Genomic DNA, 22,266 nt, shown 5'->3' with positions numbered 1-22,266 from the left:
AGATGAACATCAAAGCCGACTTCCCGACGCTCATCGAGGAGATCGACTACGGCACGCCGGAGTCGAAAGCGACGAAGCAGGTCACGCTGACCGTCGACGGGCAAAGCATCACCGTGCCGGAAGGCACCTCGATCATGCGCGCGGCGATGGAAGGCGGCGTCGAGATCCCGAAACTCTGCGCCACCGACATGCTGGATTCGTTCGGCTCGTGCCGCGTCTGCCTGGTCGAGATCGAAGGCCGCGGCGGCACGCCGGCGTCCTGCACGACGCCGGTCGGCGAAGGCATGGTGGTTCGCACGCAGTCCGACCGGCTCGACGCCATCCGCCGCGGCGTCATGGAACTCTACGTTTCCGACCATCCGACCGGGTGGAACGAAAAGGCCGGAACCGGCGCCAGCGAGTTCGACGCGGTGGCGAAGTCGGTCGGGCTGACCGAAAACCGCTACGGCGTCGAAGGCCGCAACCACGTCAAGGAAGAGAACGGCGTCGCGCCCGGCCATGGCTCGCTGGCGGTCGACTACATCGCCCGCGACGACTCCAACCCCTATTTTACCTACGACCCGGCGCAGTGCATCGTCTGCTCGCGCTGCGTGCGCGCCTGCGAAGAGGTGCAGGGCACCTTCGCGCTGACCATCGAGGGCCGCGGCTTCGAATCGCGTATGGTCGCCGGCATGCATGAGGATTTCATCGCTTCGGAATGCGTCTCCTGCGGCGCCTGCGTGCAGGCCTGCCCGACCGACGCGTTGCGCGAGAAGACGGTGCTCGAGAAGGGCATGCCGGAGCGCTCGGCCGTCACCACCTGCGCCTATTGCGGCGTCGGCTGCTCGTTCAAGGCGGAGGTGAAGGGCGACGAGGTGATCCGCATGATGCCGTACAAGGACGGCAAGGCGAACCACGGCCACAGCTGCGTCAAGGGCCGTTTCGCCTACGGCTACGCCACCCACAAGGACCGCATCCTGTCGCCGATGATCCGCGAGAAGATCTCCGATCCGTGGCGCGAAGTGAGCTGGGAAGAGGCGATCGCCCATACCGCCAAGGAATTCCGCCGCATCCAGTATCAGTATGGACGCGGCTCGATCGGCGGCATCACCTCCTCGCGCTGCACGAACGAGGAGACCTATCTCGTCCAGAAGCTGGTGCGGCAGGGCTTCCGCAACAACAATGTCGACACCTGCGCGCGCGTCTGCCATTCGCCGACCGGCTACGGCCTCGGCCAGACATACGGCACCTCGGCCGGCACGCAGGATTTCGATTCGGTCGAGTTCACCGACGTCGCCGTCATCATCGGCGCCAATCCGGCTTCCGCCCATCCGGTGTTCGCCTCGCGGCTCAAGAAGCGGCTGCGCGAGGGCGCCAAGCTGATCGTGCTCGATCCGCGCCGCACCGAGATGGTGAAATCGGCGCATGTCGAAGCGGACTATCACCTGCCGCTTAAGCCCGGCACCAACGTCGCGGTGCTGACGGCGCTGGCGCATGTCATCGTCACCGAGGGCCTGTTCGACGAAGCCTTCATCCGCGAGCGCTGCGACTGGGCCGAATTCCAGGACTGGGCATCGTTCGTCGCCCTGCCGGAGAACAGCCCGGAGACGGTCGGCAAGCTGTCCGGCGTCGATCCCGAGCTCATCCGGGGCGCCGCGCGGCTCTACGCCAAGGGCGGCAACGGCGCGATCTATTACGGCCTCGGCGTCACCGAGCACAGCCAGGGCTCGACCACGGTGATGGCGATCGCCAACCTCGCCATGGCCACCGGCAATATCGGCCGTCCGGGCGTCGGCGTGAACCCGCTGCGCGGCCAGAACAACGTGCAGGGCTCGTGCGACATGGGTTCCTTCCCGCATGAGCTGCCCGGCTATCGCCACATCTCGGGCGAGGCCGTGCGCGACATCTATGAGAGCCTGTGGGGCGTGAAGCTGGACGAAGAACCGGGCCTGCGCATTCCCAACATGCTCGACGCCGCCGTCGACGGCTCGTTCAAGGGCATCTACATCCAGGGCGAGGACATATTGCAGTCCGACCCCGACACCAAACATGTCGCCGCCGGGCTTGCCGCGATGGAATGCGTCGTGGTGCACGACCTCTTCCTCAACGAGACGGCGAACTACGCGCATGTCTTCCTGCCCGGCTCGACCTTCCTCGAGAAGGACGGCACCTTCACCAATGCCGAGCGCCGCATCAACATGGTGCGCAAGGTGCTGGAGCCGAAGGCGCGCTACGCCGACTGGGAGGCGACGCAGGAGCTTGCCCGCGCCATCGGCCTCGACTGGAACTACACGCATCCGTCGGAGATCATGGACGAGATCGCCAAGACGACGCCGAGCTTCGCCGGCGTTTCCTTCGATCTGCTCGACCGCGTCGGCTCGGTGCAGTGGCCGTGCAACGAGAAGGCGCCGCTCGGCACGCCGATCATGCATGTCGATGGCTTCGTGCGCGGCAAGGGCAAGTTCATCCGCACCGAATATGTGGCGACGGACGAACGGACCGGACCGCGCTACCCGCTGCTGCTCACCACCGGGCGGATTCTGTCGCAGTACAATGTCGGCGCGCAGACCAGGCGCACCGAGAACGTCACGTGGCATGCCGAGGACCGGCTGGAGATCCACCCGCATGACGCCGAGAACCGCGGCATCCGCGACGGCGACTGGGTGCGGCTGGCAAGCCGCTCCGGCGAAACCACGCTGCGCGCGCTGATCACCGATCGCGTCTCGCCGGGCGTCGTCTACACGACCTTCCACCACCCGGACACGCAGGCCAACGTGATCACCACCGACTTCTCGGACTGGGCGACCAACTGTCCGGAATACAAGGTCACCGCCGTGCAGGTGGCGCCGTCCAACGGCCCGACCGACTGGCAGAAAGACTATAACGAGCAGGCCAAGCAGAGCCGCCGCATCGCTCCGCTGCAGGCGGCGGAGTAGGACTTGGGCGCGCGCCGCAAAGCCACGACGCAGATCTCGCGGCTGGCGCGCCGCGTTGGCGGCACCGCGGCCGCGAACCGCATGGTGCCGGAGGAGACGCCGGTGGCGTTCTCCTATGCCGGCACGACGCATGCGGTGATGATGGCGAGCCCCGCCGATTTCGAGGATTTCGCGCTCGGCTTCTCGCTGACCGAAGGCATCGTTGCCGATCCGGCAGAGATCGAGGCGATCGAGGTCGAGGATCTCGGCGCCGGCATCGACATCCAGATAAGGCTGAAGGACAAGGCCAACACGCGCTTCCAGGCGCGGCGGCGGAGGCTGGCCGGACCGGTCGGCTGCGGCTTGTGCGGCATCGAATCCATCGAGGAAGCGATGCGCTCGGTCGACGCGGTGGGTTCGTCGAAGCTTACGCTCGACGCCGAGGACGTCACCCGCTCGGTCAAGCTGCTGTCGAAGCTGCAGCCGCTGCATACGGAGACAGGCGCAGTGCATGCGGCCGGCTTCTACGTGCCCGGCAAAGGCATCGTCATGGCGCGCGAGGATGTCGGCCGCCACAATGCGCTCGACAAGCTGGCCGGCGCGCTGGCGAAAGGCGGCATCGACGGCGCGAGCGGCGCGGTCGTGGTGACCTCGCGCGTGTCGGTAGAGATGGTGCAGAAGACCGCCGCCATAGGTGCCGCGATCATCATGGCGGTCTCGGCGCCGACAGCGCTGGCGATCCGAACGGCGGAGGCCGCCGGCATGACGCTGGTGGCGCTGGTGCGCGGCGACGATTTCGATATTTTCACCCACCCCGAACGGGTGGCTTGCGGAGTTGCCAAGCATGTCGCATGACGAAGACCACATCACCAGCACCAGGGAAAAGCTGGTGCGCATGGCCAACCAGATCGCCACCTTCTTCCATTCGAAGCCGCGCGAGGAAGGCATCAACGGCGTCGCCGAGCACATCAACAAGTTCTGGGAGCCCAGGATGCGGCGGCAGTTGTTCGAAATGCTGGACGGCGACCCGGAGGATTTCGACGACCTGGTCATTGCTGCTTCGGTCAGGATAAGGCGGCCGCTGACGGCCGAACAGGCCGACAAGAGCCTCGGCTACGCAAGGCCGGCTGAGGCCGAGGGCGCCGTTCCGCACAAATAGCGCGGGAAACGCCATCGGCGCCGAAGGTCTTACACTTCAGCTCTCCAAAGTTTGGCTGCCGTGAGCGGCACCGTTCTGCTATGGTCGACGGCAGGAAGTCGTCTGGCCGGGCGGGGTAGCTTGCGTGAGGCCGATCGAGACCAGATACGCCCGTAGCGGGGATGTGCGGATCGCCTACCAGGTGGTCGGTCAGGGTTCGTTCGATCTCGTCTTCGTGCCGGGCTTCATTTCCAACCTCGACCTGCAATGGGAAGACGAAGGCTACAGCCGCCTCTTGAAACGGCTCTCGGCCTTCTCGCGGCTGATCCTGTTCGACAAGCGCGGCACCGGGCTTTCCGACCGCGTCGACCCCCGTCACCTGCCGAGCCTTGAGACCCGCATGGACGACGTGCGCGCGGTGATGGACGCCGCCGGCAGCGGCCGCGCGGCGATCCTCGGCGCTTCGGAAGGCGCGCCCATGGCGATGCTGTTCGCCGCCACCTATCCGGTGCGGACGCGGTCACTCGTGCTCTATGGCGGCTATGCGCATTTCCACAAATGGGTGATGCCACCGGAGCGTCTGGAAGCCTTCATCGAAACGGTGGAAACCTCGTGGGGAACCGGAGCGACCTTGCCCAATTTCGCGCCGGGCCGGGTGGACGACACGCATTTTTCGCAGTGGTGGGGACGGTTCGAGCGGCTGTCGGCCAGCCCGACCGCCGCGGCTTCGCTTGCACGCATGAATGCCGGGATCGACGTACGCGGCATTCTCTCCACAATCGCCGCACCGACGCTGCTCATTCATCGCCGCAACGACGCGCGCGTCGACCCGGAGGCCAGCCGCTTCCTTGCCAGGAAGATCCATGGCGCGCGGCTGGTCGAGATGCCTGGACGCGACCATCCGATCTGGACCGGGGACGTCGACCGGGTGGCCGACCTGATCGAGGAGTTCCTCACCGGCCAGCCGGCGGTGGCCGACACGGAGCGGGTGCTCGCGGCGCTGCTGGTGACGCGCATCTACGATACCGCCAAGCTCGGCGACCGCATGTGGAGCGAGCGCAGCCAGCGTTTCCAGGAAACATGGCGGCTGCTGGTCGGCCGCCATGGCGGGCGTGTCGCCGGCATGCATGGCGAGCTGATGGTCTCGCGCTTCGACGGGCCAGCGCGGGCCATACGCTGCGCGGCGGCGCTGCGCGATGCGGCGCAGCAGATCGGCGTCGCGAGCGCGCAAGGCGTGCATGTCGGCGAGATCGAAATGCGCGGCCAGCCGGTCGGCCTGACAGCGCGGGTGACGATGCAGCTCGCCACCCATGCCGGACGGGGCGACATCCTCGCTTCGCGGCTGGTCGCCGAGCTTGCGACAGGTTCCGGCCTGCATTTCATCGATGCCGGCCGCATCAGCCTCGATGAATTGGGCGAGCCGCTGCCGGTGGTCCAGGCGACGTCGGAACAGCATCTGGAACCGGCCTGCCGCCCCAAACCCAGGGCAATGGAGCCGGCGGCCTTGACGGCGCGGGAAAGCGAGGTGGTGAGCCTGATCGCGGACGGCATGAGCAATGCGGCGATCGCCGCCGAGCTGAAGCTCAGCGAGCACACAGTCAAGCGGCACGTCGCCAACATATTGCTCAAGCTCGACCTGCCGTCGCGGGCGGCGGCGGCGGCCTTTTCGGCCAGGCAGGCTGGCCCGGACGGGCCATGAGAGCCATGGCGCTTTCGAGCGAAGCGGCTCGAGCGCTGGAAGCGGTACGAATTCTTCCCATGCAGGCCGGGCGATGTCGCCGAGACGGCACTGCGAATGGAGGATAAAATGCTGAAACTGAAAGGCAGGATCGGATTGCTGGCATTTGCCGCAGGCGCATTGCTGGCCATCACGTCGGCACGGGCCGAAGACGCTTCGGCCACCGCCGCCTACAAGGACATCCAGGCGACGCTCGGCTCGGTGCCCGACATGTTCAAGACGCTGCCGGACGTCGCCGTTGCCGGCGCCTGGGCCGAGATCAAGGGCGTCCAGCTCAATCCCAAGACCGCCCTCGACGGCAAGACCAAGGAGCTGATGGGCCTTGCGGTCGCCTCGCAGATCCCCTGCCAGTACTGCATCTATTTCCACACGCTGGCGGCCAAGGCCAACGGCGCCAGCGACGAAGAGATCAAGGAGGCCGTGGCGATGGCGGCGATCGTGCGCCACTGGTCGACGATGCTCAACGGCAGCCAGGTCGACCTCGCCACCTTCAAGAAGCAGACCGACGACCTGTTCGCCGCCGTCAAGGCGAAGTCGCAGTGAAGCGCGAGCTGCCCGGCATTGCGCCGGGCAGCTCCTCAATCGAACGCCCGGTCGAACGGGCATATGGAGATCGAAATGCTGACCAAGACACAAGTCGTAGACGGCGCCGCGATCAAGAAGGCGATCGAGGGCCGCGACGGCAGGCTGCTGTCGAGCTTCTACAATGACGATGCGCTTGTGCGGGTGATCGACCGCAACAATCCGCCGAGCAAGCCGCGCGAAATCCGCGGCCGCGCGGCTATCAGCACCTTCTGGGACGACATCTGCAGCCGGGCGATGACCCACAAGGTCGACACCACCATCGCCGAGGGCGACAGCCTCGCCTTCACGCAGGCCTGCGCCTATCCGGACGGCACGAAGGTTTTCTGCGCGGCGATGCTGGAGCTGAAGAACGGCCGCATCTCACGGCAGACAGTCGTGCAGGCCTGGGACGAGTAGATCAAGAACGGACTTTGTCTGCAAAACAGGGAGGAGAACCAAGATGTTCAGCGCAAGATGGCAGATCGACGCCAGGTTCGGTCACAAGCAGACCGCGATCGAGCTGATGCGGAAATGGGAGCGCGAGATCGGCTCGCAGGTCGGGCTCGCCGACCTGAAGTTCCAACTCATGACCGGTTCTGTCGGCGCGCGCGAAGCGACGATCGAGGCCCACCATCAGGTCGAAAGCCTGGCCCAGCTGGAGGAATTCTTCGCCAAGATCGCCAAGATCGACGCGCATGCCAAATGGGGCAAGGAGCTGGAGCCCTATGTCGTGTCGGGCACCAGCGCCTGGCAGATCTTCCGGATTGTTGAGTAGTGGCCTGCTTTCTTCGCCCCGTCCACGGGGAGAAGATGCCGGCAGGCAGATGAGGGGCAGAGCCAGCCTCAGCAAACTCAGCGCTGCCCCTCATCCGGCCCTTCGGGCCACCTTCTCCCCGCGAAACGGGGAGAAGGAAAGACTCGCCCCTACATCAGGCCAAGCTGCTTGTAGAAGCCGAGCGCGTCGTAATAGTCGCTCTGGGTCGCGATCTTGCCGTCCTTGATGGAAAACATCGAGGCGCCGTTGATGGAGAATTTCTTGCCGGTCGGCGCGGTGCCGTCTCCCCAGGCGCCGGTGTTGGTGCCGGAAAACTCCCATTCGAACGAAATCCGGTCGCCGTCGACCAACGGTTTGCCCTTCATCGTCCAGACCGCGTCGGGAACGGCCTTGAGGAAGTTGTCGATGACGCCGGTCTTGGCGGCATCCCTGCCCGCCACCGGCTTGCCGACGGAAGCGTCGTAATAGCTGACGTCGTCGGCGAAGTAACCGGCGGCCTTGGCCGAGTCATGTGCGTTCCAGGCCGCTACGTAGGCCTCGACCACCGACTGTGCGGTGTCGCCGGCGAAGGACGGCGCCACGGCGAAAAGCGTGGCGGCGATGGTTGCGAATGTCAGAAACTGGCGGCGTTGCATTGTCTTCCTCCCTCGGTTGAATGCTTGCCTTTCCTTCCTGCGTTGGTCTGTTTTCGCAATTCCGGACGGAAAACCGCTGGGCACTTTTCCTGGAATTGCTCTAGCCGTGCGCCACCATCACGTGGCGGACGGCGGTGTAGTCTTCCAGCGCGTAGAGCGACATATCCTTGCCGTAGCCGGACTGTTTCAGCCCGCCATGCGGCATCTCGTTGGTCAGCATGAAGTGGGTGTTGATCCAGGTGCAGCCATATTGCAGGCGGGCGGCCGTCGCCATGGCGCGCGAGATATCCTTGGTCCACACCGACGAGGCGAGGCCATAGTCGCTGTCGTTCGCCCAGTTCACCGCTTCGTCGACCTCCGAGAAGCGGGTGATAGAGACGACCGGGCCGAAGACCTCGCGGCGCACGATCTCGTCCTCCTGCAGCGCGCCGGCGACGACCGTCGGCTGGTAGTAGAAGCCGGAGCCCTCGCCCGGCTTGCCGCCGGTGGTGATCTCGATGTGCTTCAATTCCGAAGCGCGCTCGACGAAGCTCGAGACGCGGTCGCGCTGGCGGCGCGAGATCAGCGGCCCGATCTCGTTCTGGGTGTCGTCGGGCAAATTGTACTTGATGGTCGAGACCGCCGAGGAAAGATCGGCGACGAGCTTGTCGTAGATCTTCCTGCCGGCATAGATGCGGCAGGCGGCGGTGCAGTCCTGGCCGGCATTGTAATAGCCGAAAGCGCGTAGGCCGCCCACCACGGCGCCGAGGTCGGCGTCGTCGAAGACGACGACCGGCGCCTTGCCGCCGAGCTCGAGATGCGTGCGCTTGACCGACTTCGCGGCCGCCTGCAGCACCTTCTTGCCGGTGGCAACGTCGCCGGTGATCGAGATCATGTTGACCTTGGGGTGGTTGATCAGCGTGTTGCCGACGCTGTCGCCGCGACCGAGCACGACATTGACGACGCCCTCGGGCAGGATTTCGGCGAGAATCTTCGCCAGCTTCAGTGTCGTCAGCGGCGTCTGCTCGGACGGCTTGAAGACGACCGTGTTGCCGCCACCGATCGCCGGCGCGAGCTTCCAGGCCATCATCATCAGCGGATAGTTCCAGGGCGCGATGGAAGCGACGATGCCGATCGGATCGCGCCGGACCATCGAGGTGTGGCCGGGCAAATATTCACCCGCCACCTGGCCGGGCATCGATCGCACCGCGCCGGCAAAAAAGCGATAGCAGTCGACGATCGCCGGGATCTCGTCATTAAGCACGGCGTTGATCGGCTTGCCGCAGTTCAGCGCCTCGAGCGCCGCGAATTCCTTGGCTTCGGCCTCGATGCGATCGGCGATCTTCAGGAGATAGCCTGAGCGCTGCGCAGGCGTCGTGCGCGACCAGCTGGCGAAAGCCTTCTCGGCCGCCGCGACCGCGGCATCGATCTGCGCCGGACTCGCTTCGGCCAAGTTGAGGATGGTCGCCCCGGTCTTCGGATTGAGGATCGGCTCCTCGGTTTCGGTGCCCTTCTGGAAGGTCGAGCCAATCAGCATCTGGGTGTCCATGTGGGTTTCTCCTTGATCAGGAGCGAGTAGCGAATAGCGAGTAGCGAGTAGGGTTTGACCGTCGATGTCCCCTATTCGCTATTCGCTACTCCCTATTCGCTGTTTTCATTTCCCACTCCCCGCGATCTGGTCGCCGTCGCGGGTCAGGTAATAGGCAAAAAGGATCGGCAGCAGCGTCACCAGCACGACCACCATCGCCACGACATTGGTGACCGGGCGCTGGCGCGGGCGGATCAGTTCTTCCAGCATCCAGATCGGCACGGTCTGCTGCTGGCCGGCGGTGAAGGTGGTGACGATGACCTCGTCGAAGGACAGCGCGAAGGCCAGCATGCCGCCCGCAAGCAGCGCGGTTGCGATGTTGGGCAGCACGACATGCCTAAACGTCTGAAAACCGTCGGCGCCGAGGTCCATCGAGGCCTCGATCATCGAGCCCGAGGTGCGGCGGAAGCGGGCGACGGCGTTGTTGTAGACGACGACCACGCAGAAGGTGGCGTGGCCGAGCACGATCGTCCAGAACGAGAACGGGATGTCGGCGAGCGCGAAGGCGGAACGCAGCGCGATACCGGTGATGATGCCTGGCAGCGCGATCGGCAGGATGACCAGCAGCGAGATGGTCTCGCGGCCGAAGAAGCGCGTCCGCGAGACGGCGGCGGCGCAAAGCGTGCCCAGCACCAGCGCGCTCGCCGTCGAGATGGCCGCGACGCGGATCGACAGCGACAGCGCCTCCCACACATCCGGCCGGTTCCAGGTGACGGCGAACCATTGCGTGGTCAGCCCCGGCGGCGGCCATACGAAGCTCTTCTCTTCCGTCGTGAAGGCGTAGACGAAGATCAAAAGGATCGGCAGGTGCAGGAAGAGCAGGCCGCAGGCCGCGGCGATCTTCAGGCCGAGCGGAGCGGACTGGCCGCGGTCAGAGCGCATCGAAAGCCCCCATGCGCTTGGCGCCCCAGAGATAGAAACCCATGATGACGATGGGCACCACGGTGAAGGCGGCGGCTAGAGGGATGTTGCCGGCAGTGCCCTGCTGGGAATAGACGGCCTGGCCGATGAACAGGCGCGAGGTGCCGATGATCTGCGGAATGATGTAGTCGCCCAGCGTCAGCGAGAAGGTGAAGATCGAGCCGGCGACGATGCCGGGCAGCGCCAATGGGAACAGCACGTTGCGAAAAGTCTGGCCGGGCGAGGCGCCGAGATCGGACGAGGCCTCGACCAGATTGCCGGGCACGCGCTCGAGCGCCGCCTGCACAGGCAGGATCATGAAAGGCAGCCAGACATAGACGAAGACGATGAAGGTGCCGGTGAAGGACACCGACAGCGAGTTGCCGCCGACGATCGGCAGCGACAGCCAGCCGTCGAGAAGCCAAAGCAGATTGAGCTTGCCAAACAGCCAGGTGAGGATGCCTTCCTTGGCGAGGATCAGCTTCCAGGCATAGACCTTGACCAGGTAGCTCGACCACAGCGGCAGCATCACGCCGAGATAGAACAGCGCCTTCCAGCGGCCGCGCGCATAGCGCGCCGCATAATACGCGATGGGGAAGGCGATGACCGCGGAGGCGAGCGTGACGAGCGCCGCCATCGTCACCGTGCGCAGGATGATGTCGAGATTGGCGGCCTGCAGCAGGTCGCCGTAGGTCTTCAGCGTGAACTCGCGGTTGATGAGGCCGGAAAACTCGTCGATCGAAAAGAAGCTCTGCAAAAGCAGCGCGAAGAGCGAGCCGATATAGACGATGCCGAGCCACAGCACCGGCGGCAGCAGCATCAGAACAAGCAGGAGTTTCGGTCGGCGCCAGAAGAGGTCGGAGAGCGCGCCGCGCATGCCGCCGCTGCCCGGCAGGATGGCGGGGGCCGTGGCGCGCGGCATGGCGGCATCCAGGTTCATGCCGTCTCGTCCATCAGATGCAGGTGCTCGCGGTTGAAGGTGAGCATGACGGCCTCGCCCTCGGCGGGCAGCACCGTTCCCGCCGGCACCATGGCGTGGAGCCTCAGCCCGTCCGCATCGAGCGCCAGCCTGGTCGTGGCGCCGAGATAGTTGGTCCCGACGAGGCGGGCGGCGACGCCGTCGCCACTCGTCGCGCTGGAGACGCGGATGGATTCAGGGCGCAGGCTGCCCCAGCGGCGCTGGCCGGAGTAGCGCTGGACGAAATCCGGCGGCAGCACGTTGGAGGAGCCGACGAAGTCGGCGACGAAACGCGTCTTCGGCCGCTGGTAGATATCCTCCGGCGTGCCGACCTGCATGATCCTGCCGTCGTTGAAAACGGCGACGCGGTCGGCCATCGACAGCGCCTCGCCCTGGTCGTGGGTGACGAAGACGAAAGTGATGCCGAGCACCTTCTGCAGCGACTTCAATTCTTCCTGCATGTTCTCGCGCAGCTTGAGGTCGAGCGCGCCGAGCGGCTCGTCGAGCAGCAGCACCTTGGGCTGGTTGACCAGCGCGCGGGCCAGCGCGACGCGTTGGCGCTGGCCGCCGGAAAGCTGACCGGGGCGGCGGGCGCCGTAGCCCGGCAGCCGCACCAGCGACAGCGCCTCTTCCGCCGCCTTCAGCCGCCCGGCCTTGCCGACGCCCTTGACCATCAGGCCGTAGGCAACGTTGTCGAGCACGTTCAAATGCGGGAACAGCGCGTAGTCCTGGAACACGGTGTTGACGTTGCGGCGATAGGGCGGGACGCCTTCGGCGCGTTCGCCGAAGATCGAGATCGAGCCCGCCGTCGGCTGCTCGAAGCCGGCGATCAGCCTGAGGCAGGTCGTCTTGCCGGAGCCGGACGGGCCGAGCATGGCGAAGAACTCGCCCGGCGCGATCTCGAGATCGACCGCGTCGACGGCGCGCACGCTGCCGAAATGGCGCGAGACTTGTTTGAAGGAAACGGCGGAGGTCATGAGCCCTGTCAGTCAGTTGCCGGGTCAGCGAAGGCGGGTTCGCACAACGTCCTGCCTCCCCTTGCGGGGAAGCCGCGGGTGGGGTTACCCCCCACCCGACGCCGTGTGCGACCCTCCCGCATGAGGGAGGGTTAGAAACTCACCGCCCGCCGATCACGCCGATGTAGTCCGACACCCAGCGATAGTAAGGCACGCACTGGTCGTTCTGGCTGGCGCATTTCGACACCGGCGTCTTCCAGAACTTGATCTTCTCGAAATTGTCGTAGCCGTTGGTCTTGCAGCCCTCGTCGCCGAGCAATTCATTACTCTTGCAGGCGGCCGGCACGACCGGCAGCGAGCCGAACCAGGACGAGACGTCGCCCTGGACCTTGGGCGAGAGCGAGTGTTCCAGCCACATATAGGCGCAGTTGGGATGGGCGGCGTCGGCCTCCATCATGGTGGTGTCGGCCCAGCCGGTGACGCCTTCTTCCGGAACAGTCGAGGCGACCGGCTTCTTGGCCGCGACCAGCGTGTTCACCTGATAGGGCCACGAGCCGGAAGCGACAACGCCTTCGTTCTGGAAGTCGTCGACCTGGATGGCGGCGTCATGCCAGTAACGGCCGACCAGCGTGCGCTGGGTGCGCAGCAGTTCGAGCGCCGCCTTGTACTGGTCTTCGTTGAGCTCGTAGGGGTCCTTGATGCCGAGCTCCGGCTTGTGGAACATCAGGTAGTTGGCGGCATCCGCGATATGGATCGGCCCGTCATAGGCCTGGACGCGGCCCTTGTTCGACTTGCCGTCGGGCAGCTTCATCTCCTCGAAGACGACGTTCCAGCTCTTCGGCGCTTCCTTGAAGACATCGGTGTTGTACATCAGGATGTTCGGGCCCCATTGGTAGGGCACGCCGTAATGCACCTTGTCGACGGTGAACCAGGGCGCGTCCTTCAGGCGGTCGTCGACCGTCTTCCAACTCTTGATGAGGTCGGTGTTGATCGGCTGCACGCGCTTGCCGGCGACGAGGCGCAGCGATGCATCACCCGAAGCCGTCACCAGGTCGAACCCGCCTTCGTTCATCAGCGAGACCATCTCGTCCGAGGTGTTGGCGGTCTTGACGTTGACCTTGCAGCCGGTCTCCTTCTCGAAGGCGCTCACCCAGTCATAGTTCTTGTCGGTCTCGCCGCGTTCGATATAGCCCGGCCAAGCAACGATGTTGAGCTCGCCCTCGCCCTTGCCGAGCTCCTTGACCTGCGCGATCGCCTGACCCGAGAAGGTCAGCGCAACCGTCAACGCCGTGCATGACTTCAGGAATGCATTCATCATCGATCTCCCATTTTGGCGCGTGACCCCGAAACCAGTCCGGTTTTCGGGAAGAATCATGCGCGAACCTGAACGCCAGAGCTCTCAGCGCCCTGACAGCCGCGCTCCCGAGCGGCTTTGTTCCCTTGGCGAAAGGTGCTGTGAAAAATCCGGTTTCGCAAATTCATTTATCAGAAAGCCGATATCGGTTTTTCCGATACTTTAGCGCCATTCCGGGCGGAAGGCTACGTCGAAGTCGCCGAACCTAACCGTTTCACACTTTTCCTGTAATTGCTCTGATCAGAGCCGCTGGCGTACCATGCGCTGCGACTGCGCGAGGCCGATGAAGTCGCGCGCGGCCTGCGGCAGGCCGGAACCGCGCCGCCAGACCATGCCGACTTGGACCACCGGAAGCGAGCCGGAGATATCGCGGGATTCGATGCGGTCGCCTTCCAGCGACCAGGGGCGGTAGACGAGATCGGGCAGCAGCGCGACGCCGGCCCCCGTGGCGACGAGGCTGCGCACAGCCTCGACCGACCGGGTGCGGAAGGCGACATGCGGTCTCGCGCCGATCGCCGACAAGAGCTTGCCGGTGTTCTCCTCGATCTCGTCGACAGTGAGCATGATCAGCGGCTCGGACGCGATATCGCCGATCGAGATGATGTCGGCGCTGGCGAGCTTGTGGCTGAGCGGCAGCCAGAGCCGATAGGCCGAGACTTCGAGGATTTCGGACTGTAGCGCGGTGCGATCGCGCAAATTCGAAGTGACCATGACGGCGATATCGAGCTTGCCGCCGACCAGGAGGTGCTCGAGATAGTCGCCATTGTCCTCGATGGCCGAGACCTCGACGCTTGGATAGGCGCGGCGGTAGCGCGCCAGCAGGTCGGAGAGCACATAGCCGGCAACCAGCGAGGTGACGCCGAGCTGCAGCCGCCCGCCCGCCGTCAGCTGGTCGCCGAGGAAGGCGCGGCGCGCGTCGGAGACATCGGCCAGGATCTTCGTCGCGTGGCGAAGGAACTGGTGGCCCTTGTGGGTGATGTTGAGGCCGCGCGGATGACGCTCGAACAGTTCGACGCCGAGATCGCTCTCGAGCTCCTTGATCGCCTCGGTGACCGAGGATTGCGAGATCGAAAGGTTTTGCGCGGCGCCGGAGACGGTGCCCTGCTCGGCGACGGCGACGAAGAACTGGAGTTGGCGGATGGTGAAGGCCATGGCCGGACTAAACACCGGGATGATGGCGGAGGGAAGTGCCGGCCGGCCGCCTTCAGATCTCGCTCAGGCCGCGGCGATGCTGAGCCGCGCTCCGGCCTGGCTGAGCGCGGCGGCGATGTCGCGCGGCGGCGGCTGGTCGGTGGCCAGCTCGGAAAACCCGTCGAAGCCGCAGACCTGAACCAGGCCCTGCCGGCCGAATTTAGTGTGGTCGGTGATGACCAGCGAGCGCTGGCCGCGCGACAGCACCATGCGGGCGAATTCGGCCTCCTCCAGCTCGTAGTCGGTCAGGCCGGCGACGGCGTCGACCGCGCCGATGGAGATCACGGCGTGGCTGACCGAGAAGCGGCTGACGAACTCGATCGCGGTGGCGCCGAAGGCGGCGCCTGAATCGCTGCGCAACTCGCCGCCGGCCATGTAGACCTTGTTGCCGTTGACGGTCGCCAGCGTGCGGGCGATGTCGGACGAATTGGTGACCACCGTCAGCCGGCGATGGCCGAGCAGCTCGCGCGCCAGGAAGGAAGTGGTGGTGCCGGTGTCGAGCATGATCGACTCGCCGTCGCGGATGGTGGCCGCGACCATTCGGGCAATCAGGCGCTTTGTCTCGGCATTCTCGCGCATGCGGCGTTCGAACGGCGCTTCTCCCGCCATCGAGGGCAGGCTGACGGCGCCGTGCATCTTCAGGATCGATCCCTCGTCGGTGAGCGGTCGGACGTCGCGCCGTACCGTTTCCAGCGACACTCCCAGGCGCTCGGCCAGGCTGGCAATGGTGACGGTGCCCTCCTCGTTGAGGAGTCGCAGGATCTCGCCATGCCGTTTCGAGTGGATCATGTGGATGTCCGCGATTTTGACCGATTCTAAGGCATTCCTAACGCTTTTAAAGGAATTGCTTATGTTTTCGGGCAAAACACCCAAAAAAGGTCACAGCTTTTTATTGACAGCAAGATCACGCTGGCGTGAGACTGATCCAGTGACAGGCTCGGAACTGCCACGGGAGGGTGATGGCAGAGCCGCAATCGACCGACCAGACCTTCTGGAACGTGCCTGGCGCGCGCTTTTTTCAAATCCGCGGGGGCGGATGCCGGGATCCTAAACCTGGCCAAGGGGCTCGTCGGTGCAGTGCGGGATATCGATCCCAGCGTCTCGCACCGACGAGGCTCTTTTGTTCTCTCTTACCGCTTTGTCGGAAACCGGCGCTTTGTCGAAAGCCGGCTGAAGCAGGAACGAACCCGTGAGCGCCCCCGCAATCGCCGAAGACCGCATCCGCGCCCTGCCGTGCTGGGCCAGCAGCATCGAGATCGAACCGCTGCCGGGGGGCTTGAGCAACGCCAATTATGTCGTCACGGACGCCGCCGGACAGCATGTCGTGCGCTTCGGCCAGGACTTTCCGTTCCATCATGTCTTTCGCGAGCGCGAGGTGATGACGGCGCGGGCGGCACATGCGGCCGGCTTCGCGCCTGCCGTGCATTATGCCGAGCCCGGAATTCTGGTGACGGAATTCCTCGTCGCCAGGACGTTCCTCGCCGCGGATGTGCGCGCCGATCTCGGACGCGTGGCGGCGCTGCTGCGCGGCTTCCATCGCGAGATGCCGAACCATGTCTCCGGCGCGGGCTTCATGTTCTGGGTGTTCCACGTCATCCGCGACTATGCCCGCACACTGGACGAAGGCGGCAGCCGCAAGAAGGACGAACTGCCGCGCTATCTTGCGCTGGCGGACGAGCTCGAACGGGCGCAGAAGCTTTTACCGATCGTGTTCGGCCACAACGATCTTTTGCCGGCTAATATCCTCGACGACGGCAAAAGGCTGTGGCTTATCGATTTCGAATACGCAGGCTTCAACACAGCCATGTTCGACCTCGCCGGCGCCGCCTCCAATGCCGGCATGAGCGACGAGGAGTCCTTCGCTTTCCTTACCGCTTATTTCATGAAGGAGCCGGATGGCGAGATCAGGCGGTCGCATGCCGCCATGCAATGCGCCTCGCTGCTGCGCGAGGCGATGTGGAGCATGGTCTCCGAACTCTATCTCGACGCGCCCGGCATCGACTACGTTGCCTATACCGAGGAGAACCTCGTGCGGCTCGACGCGGCGTTGGAAAACTACCGGACGAAATACGGGGCAAAGCCATGACCTTGCCCAGCCATGCCGGCATCGTCGTCATCGGCGGCGGCATCATCGGCTGTTCGACAGCCTATCATCTGGCGCGCGACCACAAGGCCGACGTGGTGCTGCTCGAACAGGGCAAGCTGACCTCGGGCTCGACCTGGCACGCGGCCGGCCTGGTCGGGCAGTTGCGCTCGTCGGCCTCGATTACCCGGGTGCTCAAATATTCGGTCGAGCTCTACAAGGGGCTCGAAGCCGAAACCGGGCTTGCGACCGGCTGGAAGATGACCGGCTGTTTGCGGCTGGCGACGAACACCGACCGCTGGACCGAGTTCAAGCGGCTGGCGACCACCGCCAAGAGCTTCGGCATGGACATGCAGCTTCTGTCGCCGGCCGACGTGAAGCGCATGTGGCCGCTGATGGAAACCGGCGACCTCGTCGGTGCCTCCTGGCTGCCGACCGATGGCCAGGCGAGCCCCTCCGACATCACGCAGTCGCTCGCCAAGGGCGCGCGCATGCACGGCGCGAGGCTCTACGAGGGCGTGCGCGTCACAGGTTTCGAGATGAAGGACGGCCGCATCACCGCGGTGAAGACCGAGAAGGGCGACATCGCCTGCGACAAGGTGGTGAACTGCGCCGGGCAATGGGCAAGGCAGGTCGGCGCAATGGCCGGCATCAACGTGCCGCTGCAGCCGGTCAAGCACCAATATATCGTCACCGAGAAGATCGATGGGCTCGCCAACGACGCGCCGACGATCCGCGATCCCGACCGCCGCACCTATTTCAAGGAGGAGGTCGGCGGGCTGGTGATGGGCGGCTACGAGCCGAACCCGCAGGCCTGGGCGACCGATCTCCCGGGCGGCGACGTTCCCGACGAATGGGAGTTCCGCCTGTTCGACGACGATTACGATCACTTCGAGCAGCATATGGCCCAGGCGATCGAGCGCGTTCCGGCGCTGGCCAACGCCGGCGTCAAGCAGATGATCAACGGGCCGGAGAGCTTCACGCCGGACGGCAATTTCATCCTCGGCGCAGCGCCCGAATGCGCCAACATGTTCGTCGGCGCCGGCTTCAACGCCTTCGGTATCGCGTCCGGCGGCGGCGCCGGCTGGGTGCTGGCGCAATGGGCGGTCGACGGCGAGGCGCCGCTCGACCTCTGGGTGGTCGACATCCGCCGCTTTTCCGGCCTGCACCGCGACCGCGACTGGGTGCACGACCGCACGCTGGAGGCCTATGGCAAGCACTACACGATCGGCTTCCCGCATGAGGAGTATCTGTCTGGCCGGCCGTGCATCGTCTCGCCGCTCTATCAGCGGCTGAAGGCGCACCGCGCCGTGTTCGGCTCCAAGCTTGGCTGGGAGCGGCCGAACTGGTTCGCGCCCGATAGCGTCGAGCCCCAAGACATCTATTCGATGGACCGGCAGAACTGGTTCGGACCCGTCGGCAACGAGCACCGCCATGTGCGCGAGAGGGTCGGCATCTTCGACCAGTCCTCCTTCGCCAAATTCGAGATGACCGGGGCCGACGCGCTGAAGGCGCTCGACTGGATCTGCGCCAACGACATCGACAAGCCGGTCGGGCGGCTGACCTACACGCAGCTTCTCAACACGCGCGGCGGCATCAAGGCGGACCTCACGGTGGCGCGACTCGGCGAGGAGCGGTTCTACATCGTCACCGGCACCGGCTTCCGCACGCATGATCTGTCGTGGATCGGCGACCATATCGGCCAGGGTCTCGACGCCAGGCTGAAAGACGTCACCGACGATTTCGGCACGCTGTCGCTGATGGGACCGCGCGCCCGCGACGTGCTGGCGGCGGTGACGGACGCCGATGTTTCCAATACCGCCTTCCCCTTCGGCCATGCGCGCGAGATCGCGATTGCCGGCCACATAGTGCGGGCGCTGCGGGTGACCTATGTCGGCGAGCTTGGCTGGGAACTTCACGTGCCGATCGCCGCCACGGGCGAGATCTTCGACGCGCTGATGGCAGCGGGAAAACAGTACGACATCCGTCCCGTCGGCTACCGGGCGCTGGAATCGCTGCGGCTGGAAAAGGGCTACCGCGCCTGGGGTTCCGACATTACGCCGAACGACACGCCGCCGGAAGCGGGTCTCGGCTGGGCTGTGAAGCTCAGGAAGAACACCGATTTCGTCGGGCGGCGGGCGCTGGAGAAAGTGGCCGGCCTGCCGCCGACCAAACGCTTTGCCGGCTTCACCGTCGATGATCCGGAGGTCGTCCTGCTTGGGCGCGAGACGATCCTGCGCAATGGCCAGCCGGTTGGCTACCTCACCAGCGGCGGCTATGGCTACACCATCGGCAAGAACATCGGCTACGGCTACGTCCGCAACGCCGACGGCGTCAGCGACGATTTCCTGGCTTCAGGAGACTATGAGCTGGTGGTGGCGATGGAGCGCACGCCGGCCAAGATCCATCTCGAGCCAATGTATGATCCGGCCGGGGCGAAGATCAGGGCCTAAGCCACGGGAGCGTCAGCCGACGCGCAGCACCAGCCCCCTGCTCGGCACGGTATCGGCCTCGCCGGGCATCGAGGCGTACGGACGAGTCTCCTCGACGCGGGCTACGACGCCCCGTTTCTCCAGGTCGGCGATCCGCTCGGCAAAGCCGGCCTGCCAGAGCGTGTTCTTGACTGTCAGCACGATGATGCCGCCAGGGCGGCAGATGCGGATCAACTCGTCCAGGCCTTCGATCCCGACATGGCCCGAGGTGAAGACGCCGGCCGAGACGATGCCGGCATAGGCGCCGTCGGCGAAGGGCAAATCACCGCCGAGCGCCAGGCGATGCAGGGCGGTGTAGACGCCCTTTGCCGCCGCCTTGTCCAGCATGCCTTGCGAGATGTCGAGCGCCTCGACTTGGGGGTAACCGGTGATGGCCAGCCATTCGCCGATCAGCCCGGTCCCGGCGCCGGCATCGAGCACAGGTTCGGCACCGCGCGGCAGATGGCGGGCGAGCAGCGCCAGGCAGATCGTCGGGTGGCGATAGCCAGCCGCGGACATGTCGGCGTCATAGGTCTCCGCCCAGTCGTCATAGATGGCGGCCACTTCGTCAGGCCGCGTCGCCGCGTACGCCGCACCGAGCGCGCTGTTGTGCTTGCCGTCCTTCATTGCCGCTCCCGCCGCCGATTCGCGTTCGCCCATGGTAGCCAAGCGGCAAAAACTGTGGAACCGTTCGGCCATTAAACATGGCGTGATGGTAAAGGGGGATGACGATGAACGAGGCGCGCGCGGCGCTGGCCGCCATTCCGGCGCTTGCCGGCTACGAGGGTCCGCTGGAGCGGCTTGGCGGCCTCACCAACCGCGTCTACAGGGCCGGCGAGGTCTGCCTGCGCATTCCTGGCAAGGGCACGGAGGAATACATCAACCGCGCCAACGAGGCGATTGCGGCGCGCGAGGCGGCCAAGGCCGGCGTCAGCCCCGAGTTGCTGCATGTCGATGCCGCAACCGGTGTCATGGCGACGCGCTTCGTCGTTGGCGCCGAGACGATGTCGCCGGAGAAGTTCAAAACGCGCGAGGGCAGCCCGGCACGCGCCGGCGAGGCCTTCCGCAAGCTGCATTCGTCCGGCGCTGTCTTTCCGTTCCGTTTCGAGCTGTTCGCGATGATCGACGACTATCTGAAGGTCCTGTCGACGAAAGACGTCGCGCTGCCTCCCGGCTATCACGACGTGGTGCGCGAGGCCGCAGTGGTGCGCGAAGCACTTGCCGCCCATCCGATCCAGCTTGCCGCCTGCCATTGCGATCCGCTCTGCGAGAATTTTCTCGATACCGGCGAGCGGATGTGGATCGTCGACTGGGAATATTCCGGCATGAACGATCCGCTGTGGGACCTTGGCGACCTCTCCGTCGAAGGCAGGTTCGACGCCGCCCAGGACGAGGCGCTGATGCGCGCCTATTTCGGCGGCGAGGCAAGGCCGGCCGAACGCGGCCGCGTCATCATCTACAAGGCCATGTGCGACCTGCTCTGGACGCTCTGGGGGCTGATCCAGCTCGCCAACGACAACCCGGTCGACGATTTCCGCGCCTATGCCGACGGACGCTTCGCCCGCTGCAGGGCGCTGATGGAGACCGCCGAGTTTTCACGCCACCTTGCAGCCGTGCGGGCCGGCTGAGCGCCAGGGAATCCTGAGTGTCAGTTCACGCCCTTCGGGACGTTCTCCGGCGGCACGACGGTCTCGACCACCTTCTGGCGGTGGAAGATGAAGATGCCGGCGAGCACGACGATCGCCGAACCGGCGAGGATGCGCGGGCTCGGCATATCGCCGAAGAAAACCAGGCCGAAGACGATGGCCCACAGAAGCAGGCTGTAATGCAACGGCGCCAGCGTCGAGGCCGGGGCCAGCTTCAACGCCCGGGTGATCATCAGGTGGGCGGCGCAGGAGACGACGCCGAGCAAAAGCATGGCGCCGAAATCGAGCGCGGACGGCGTACGCCAGGCGCCGATGGTGAGCGCGCCGCCGACGATCAGCGTGCCGATGGTCTGCCAGGTGACAAGCGTCGTGTCGCTCGTTCCACGCAAACGACGGCCGAGGATGATGGCGAAGCCGAAAGCGATGCTGCCGATCAGGGCATAGGTCGACGACAGCGAGAACGCCGCCGACGAGGGCTTCAGGATGATCAGCACGCCGCAGAAGCCGACCAGGATCGCCAGCCAGCGCCGCCAGCCGACCTTTTCGCCGAGCAGCAGGTGCGAGAGCGCGGCGACATAGATCGGCCCCGCCATGTAGAAGCTCATCACATCGGCGAGCGGCAGATAGACAACCGCGGCGTAGAAGAGCCCGGTGTCGAGCGTCGTCGCCACGACGCGCAGGAGCTGCAGCAGCGGCCTTTCCATCTGGAACAGCTTGCCCGTGCCCTGGTTGGCGATCATCGGCCCGAGCACGAAGAAGGCGCCGATGGAGCGGATCAGCACCACCTGGCCGACCGAGAAGGAGGCGACCAGCCATTTGCCCATGGCGTCGTTCAGCGCGAACATGAAGTCGCCGGCCAGCATCAAGAGGATGCCGGCGAGCAGGACGTTCCTGATCGTGAAATTGCGGGCGATGGTCTGAATCATGCCGGCTCCCTAGCCGCAAGCCGCCGGTTTGACGAGGGAAATCCGTAAGACCACCGGCGGAAAGCCGCCGGTTCTAGTGGTGAGTGCACAGGGCGTTGCGGCGATGCAGGAACTTTGAGGGGCCGGCGGGACAGCGCCCCCTCTGTCCTGCCGGACATCTCACCCACTTGGGGGGAGATTGGCCGTCACGCCGGCCTTCGCCACTCATCGACGTTGCAGGAATGGCGCCGTGGAGGAACTGCCGATCTCCCCCCTTGTGGGCATAGGCGCTAAGATAGGGATTGCGGCGCGGAATCGATTGTGATTCTACGCTGGGATGACACACGAATCGCTTGTTGATGACGGCTGGGCCGAGACGATTGAGCTTCTCGGCGGGGAAGAGTTGATCGCAGGAAGTGCTCGCGAGACGAAGGCGTTCCTGCGCCCGCGCGGCATCAGATCGGCGAGCGACCTGTTGCGCCTGACACTGG

General features: G+C 65.3%; 20 protein-coding genes. 10 read left to right on the top strand and 10 right to left on the bottom strand.

Going from position 1 to position 22,266, the window contains the following annotated elements; all coding sequences use genetic code 11:
• The first annotated feature begins 2 nt into the window (after positions 1–2).
• The 7 genes from fdhF (at position 3) to EN874_RS31190 (ending at position 7,109) form a co-directional block, all read left to right on the top strand.
• Positions 3–2,915 carry a formate dehydrogenase subunit alpha gene (gene fdhF / locus EN874_RS31220; RefSeq protein ID WP_127428721.1) on the top strand — a complete coding sequence of 971 codons (2,913 nt, stop codon included), beginning with the start codon at positions 3–5 and terminating at the stop codon, positions 2,913–2,915.
• Between the two features lie 3 nt (positions 2,916–2,918).
• Complete coding sequence (fdhD, locus tag EN874_RS31215) at positions 2,919–3,749, top strand: formate dehydrogenase accessory sulfurtransferase FdhD (RefSeq protein ID WP_127428722.1); 831 nt, start codon at positions 2,919–2,921, stop codon at positions 3,747–3,749.
• Positions 3,739–4,053, top strand: a complete 315-nt coding sequence (locus EN874_RS31210) for a formate dehydrogenase subunit delta (RefSeq protein WP_127428723.1) — start codon at positions 3,739–3,741, stop codon at positions 4,051–4,053. The genes fdhD and EN874_RS31210 overlap by 11 nt, the downstream gene beginning before the upstream one ends.
• 124 nt (positions 4,054–4,177) lie before the next feature.
• Entirely contained in the window at positions 4,178–5,731 is a 1,554-nt protein-coding gene (locus EN874_RS31205) for an alpha/beta fold hydrolase (protein ID WP_127428724.1), read from the top strand.
• 108 nt (positions 5,732–5,839) lie between these two features.
• Entirely contained in the window at positions 5,840–6,313 is a 474-nt protein-coding gene (locus EN874_RS31200) for a carboxymuconolactone decarboxylase family protein (protein WP_126086131.1), read from the top strand.
• Between the two features lie 75 nt (positions 6,314–6,388).
• A complete protein-coding gene (locus tag EN874_RS31195; protein WP_126086132.1) occupies positions 6,389–6,751 on the top strand; it encodes a nuclear transport factor 2 family protein in 363 nt (120 codons plus the stop codon).
• A gap of 43 nt (positions 6,752–6,794) precedes the next feature.
• Positions 6,795–7,109 carry a hypothetical protein gene (locus tag EN874_RS31190; RefSeq protein WP_127428725.1) on the top strand — a complete coding sequence of 105 codons (315 nt, stop codon included), beginning with the start codon at positions 6,795–6,797 and terminating at the stop codon, positions 7,107–7,109.
• A 149-nt stretch (positions 7,110–7,258) separates the two neighbouring features.
• On the opposite strand, the gene EN874_RS31185 is transcribed toward EN874_RS31190, so the two are convergent.
• The 8 genes from EN874_RS31185 to EN874_RS31150 form a co-directional block, all read right to left on the bottom strand.
• Positions 7,259–7,744, bottom strand: a complete 486-nt coding sequence (locus EN874_RS31185; protein ID WP_127428726.1) for an ester cyclase — start codon at positions 7,742–7,744, stop codon at positions 7,259–7,261.
• Between the two features lie 100 nt (positions 7,745–7,844).
• Positions 7,845–9,272 (bottom strand): gamma-aminobutyraldehyde dehydrogenase, encoded by a 1,428-nt coding sequence (locus EN874_RS31180; protein ID WP_127428727.1) that lies wholly within the window; start codon positions 9,270–9,272, stop codon positions 7,845–7,847.
• A 105-nt stretch (positions 9,273–9,377) separates the two neighbouring features.
• Positions 9,378–10,193 carry an ABC transporter permease gene (locus tag EN874_RS31175; RefSeq protein ID WP_127428728.1) on the bottom strand — a complete coding sequence of 272 codons (816 nt, stop codon included), beginning with the start codon at positions 10,191–10,193 and terminating at the stop codon, positions 9,378–9,380.
• On the bottom strand, positions 10,183–11,133 hold the full coding sequence (locus tag EN874_RS31170) for an ABC transporter permease (RefSeq protein ID WP_189394148.1): 951 nt from the start codon (positions 11,131–11,133) through the stop codon (positions 10,183–10,185). Before EN874_RS31170 ends, EN874_RS31175 begins: the two co-directional genes overlap by 11 nt.
• A gap of 14 nt (positions 11,134–11,147) precedes the next feature.
• On the bottom strand, positions 11,148–12,146 hold the full coding sequence (locus EN874_RS31165; protein WP_127428730.1) for an ABC transporter ATP-binding protein: 999 nt from the start codon (positions 12,144–12,146) through the stop codon (positions 11,148–11,150).
• Positions 12,147–12,285: 139 nt separating this feature from the next.
• Complete coding sequence (locus EN874_RS31160) at positions 12,286–13,440, bottom strand: ABC transporter substrate-binding protein (RefSeq protein ID WP_126089612.1); 1,155 nt, start codon at positions 13,438–13,440, stop codon at positions 12,286–12,288.
• A gap of 279 nt (positions 13,441–13,719) precedes the next feature.
• Positions 13,720–14,631 (bottom strand): LysR substrate-binding domain-containing protein, encoded by a 912-nt coding sequence (locus EN874_RS31155; RefSeq protein WP_126086140.1) that lies wholly within the window; start codon positions 14,629–14,631, stop codon positions 13,720–13,722.
• A 63-nt stretch (positions 14,632–14,694) separates the two neighbouring features.
• Positions 14,695–15,459 (bottom strand): DeoR/GlpR family DNA-binding transcription regulator, encoded by a 765-nt coding sequence (locus EN874_RS31150; protein ID WP_127428731.1) that lies wholly within the window; start codon positions 15,457–15,459, stop codon positions 14,695–14,697.
• A gap of 400 nt (positions 15,460–15,859) precedes the next feature.
• Between EN874_RS31150 and EN874_RS31145 the strand changes: the two genes are divergently transcribed.
• Positions 15,860–16,756 carry a phosphotransferase family protein gene (locus EN874_RS31145; RefSeq protein ID WP_245513810.1) on the top strand — a complete coding sequence of 299 codons (897 nt, stop codon included), beginning with the start codon at positions 15,860–15,862 and terminating at the stop codon, positions 16,754–16,756.
• On the top strand, positions 16,753–19,206 hold the full coding sequence (locus EN874_RS31140) for an FAD-dependent oxidoreductase (RefSeq protein ID WP_127428732.1): 2,454 nt from the start codon (positions 16,753–16,755) through the stop codon (positions 19,204–19,206). The genes EN874_RS31145 and EN874_RS31140 overlap by 4 nt, the downstream gene beginning before the upstream one ends.
• 12 nt (positions 19,207–19,218) lie before the next feature.
• On the opposite strand, the gene EN874_RS31135 is transcribed toward EN874_RS31140, so the two are convergent.
• Positions 19,219–19,851: a class I SAM-dependent methyltransferase gene (locus EN874_RS31135; protein ID WP_127428737.1), complete on the bottom strand. Its 633-nt coding sequence runs from the start codon at positions 19,849–19,851 to the stop codon at positions 19,219–19,221.
• A 98-nt stretch (positions 19,852–19,949) separates the two neighbouring features.
• On the opposite strand from EN874_RS31135, the gene EN874_RS31130 reads away from it, so the two are divergent.
• Positions 19,950–20,852, top strand: coding sequence for a phosphotransferase family protein (locus tag EN874_RS31130; protein ID WP_127428733.1), 903 nt, complete (start codon positions 19,950–19,952; stop codon positions 20,850–20,852).
• Between the two features lie 20 nt (positions 20,853–20,872).
• Here the strand turns inward: EN874_RS31130 and EN874_RS31125 are convergent, their stop codons facing one another.
• The gene (locus EN874_RS31125; protein WP_127428734.1) at positions 20,873–21,796 is read right to left on the bottom strand and encodes a DMT family transporter; all 924 of its coding nucleotides are present in this window, start codon (positions 21,794–21,796) and stop codon (positions 20,873–20,875) included.
• Positions 21,797–22,266: the final 470 nt, after the last annotated feature.

Origin of the sequence: Mesorhizobium sp. M1D.F.Ca.ET.231.01.1.1 (assembly GCF_003999155.2) — a bacterium.
In the GTDB taxonomy this organism is placed as follows: Bacteria; Pseudomonadota; Alphaproteobacteria; order Rhizobiales; family Rhizobiaceae; genus Mesorhizobium.
The sequence above is the reverse complement of the archived record's forward strand: the minus strand, read 5'-3'. Positions and strand labels throughout refer to the sequence as shown.

Excerpts from the sequence above, each read along its gene's own strand:
- EN874_RS31200 (WP_126086131.1), top strand. The coding sequence starts at position 5,840 with ATGCTGAAACTGAAAGGCAGGATCGGATTGCTGGCATTTGCCGCAGGC.
- fdhF (WP_127428721.1), top strand. The coding sequence starts at position 3 with ATGAACATCAAAGCCGACTTCCCGACGCTCATCGAGGAGATCGACTAC.
- EN874_RS31125 (WP_127428734.1), bottom strand. The coding sequence starts at position 21,796 with ATGATTCAGACCATCGCCCGCAATTTCACGATCAGGAACGTCCTGCTC.
- EN874_RS31195 (WP_126086132.1), top strand. The coding sequence starts at position 6,389 with ATGCTGACCAAGACACAAGTCGTAGACGGCGCCGCGATCAAGAAGGCG.
- EN874_RS31170 (WP_189394148.1), bottom strand. The coding sequence starts at position 11,133 with ATGCCGCGCGCCACGGCCCCCGCCATCCTGCCGGGCAGCGGCGGCATG.
- EN874_RS31135 (WP_127428737.1), bottom strand. The coding sequence starts at position 19,851 with ATGAAGGACGGCAAGCACAACAGCGCGCTCGGTGCGGCGTACGCGGCG.
- EN874_RS31175 (WP_127428728.1), bottom strand. The coding sequence starts at position 10,193 with ATGCGCTCTGACCGCGGCCAGTCCGCTCCGCTCGGCCTGAAGATCGCC.
- EN874_RS31130 (WP_127428733.1), top strand. The coding sequence starts at position 19,950 with ATGACGATGAACGAGGCGCGCGCGGCGCTGGCCGCCATTCCGGCGCTT.
- EN874_RS31140 (WP_127428732.1), top strand. The coding sequence starts at position 16,753 with ATGACCTTGCCCAGCCATGCCGGCATCGTCGTCATCGGCGGCGGCATC.
- EN874_RS31165 (WP_127428730.1), bottom strand. The coding sequence starts at position 12,146 with ATGACCTCCGCCGTTTCCTTCAAACAAGTCTCGCGCCATTTCGGCAGC.
- EN874_RS31210 (WP_127428723.1), top strand. The coding sequence starts at position 3,739 with ATGTCGCATGACGAAGACCACATCACCAGCACCAGGGAAAAGCTGGTG.
- EN874_RS31190 (WP_127428725.1), top strand. The coding sequence starts at position 6,795 with ATGTTCAGCGCAAGATGGCAGATCGACGCCAGGTTCGGTCACAAGCAG.
- EN874_RS31160 (WP_126089612.1), bottom strand. The coding sequence starts at position 13,440 with ATGAATGCATTCCTGAAGTCATGCACGGCGTTGACGGTTGCGCTGACC.
- EN874_RS31185 (WP_127428726.1), bottom strand. The coding sequence starts at position 7,744 with ATGCAACGCCGCCAGTTTCTGACATTCGCAACCATCGCCGCCACGCTT.
- EN874_RS31150 (WP_127428731.1), bottom strand. The coding sequence starts at position 15,459 with ATGATCCACTCGAAACGGCATGGCGAGATCCTGCGACTCCTCAACGAG.
- EN874_RS31180 (WP_127428727.1), bottom strand. The coding sequence starts at position 9,272 with ATGGACACCCAGATGCTGATTGGCTCGACCTTCCAGAAGGGCACCGAA.
- EN874_RS31155 (WP_126086140.1), bottom strand. The coding sequence starts at position 14,631 with ATGGCCTTCACCATCCGCCAACTCCAGTTCTTCGTCGCCGTCGCCGAG.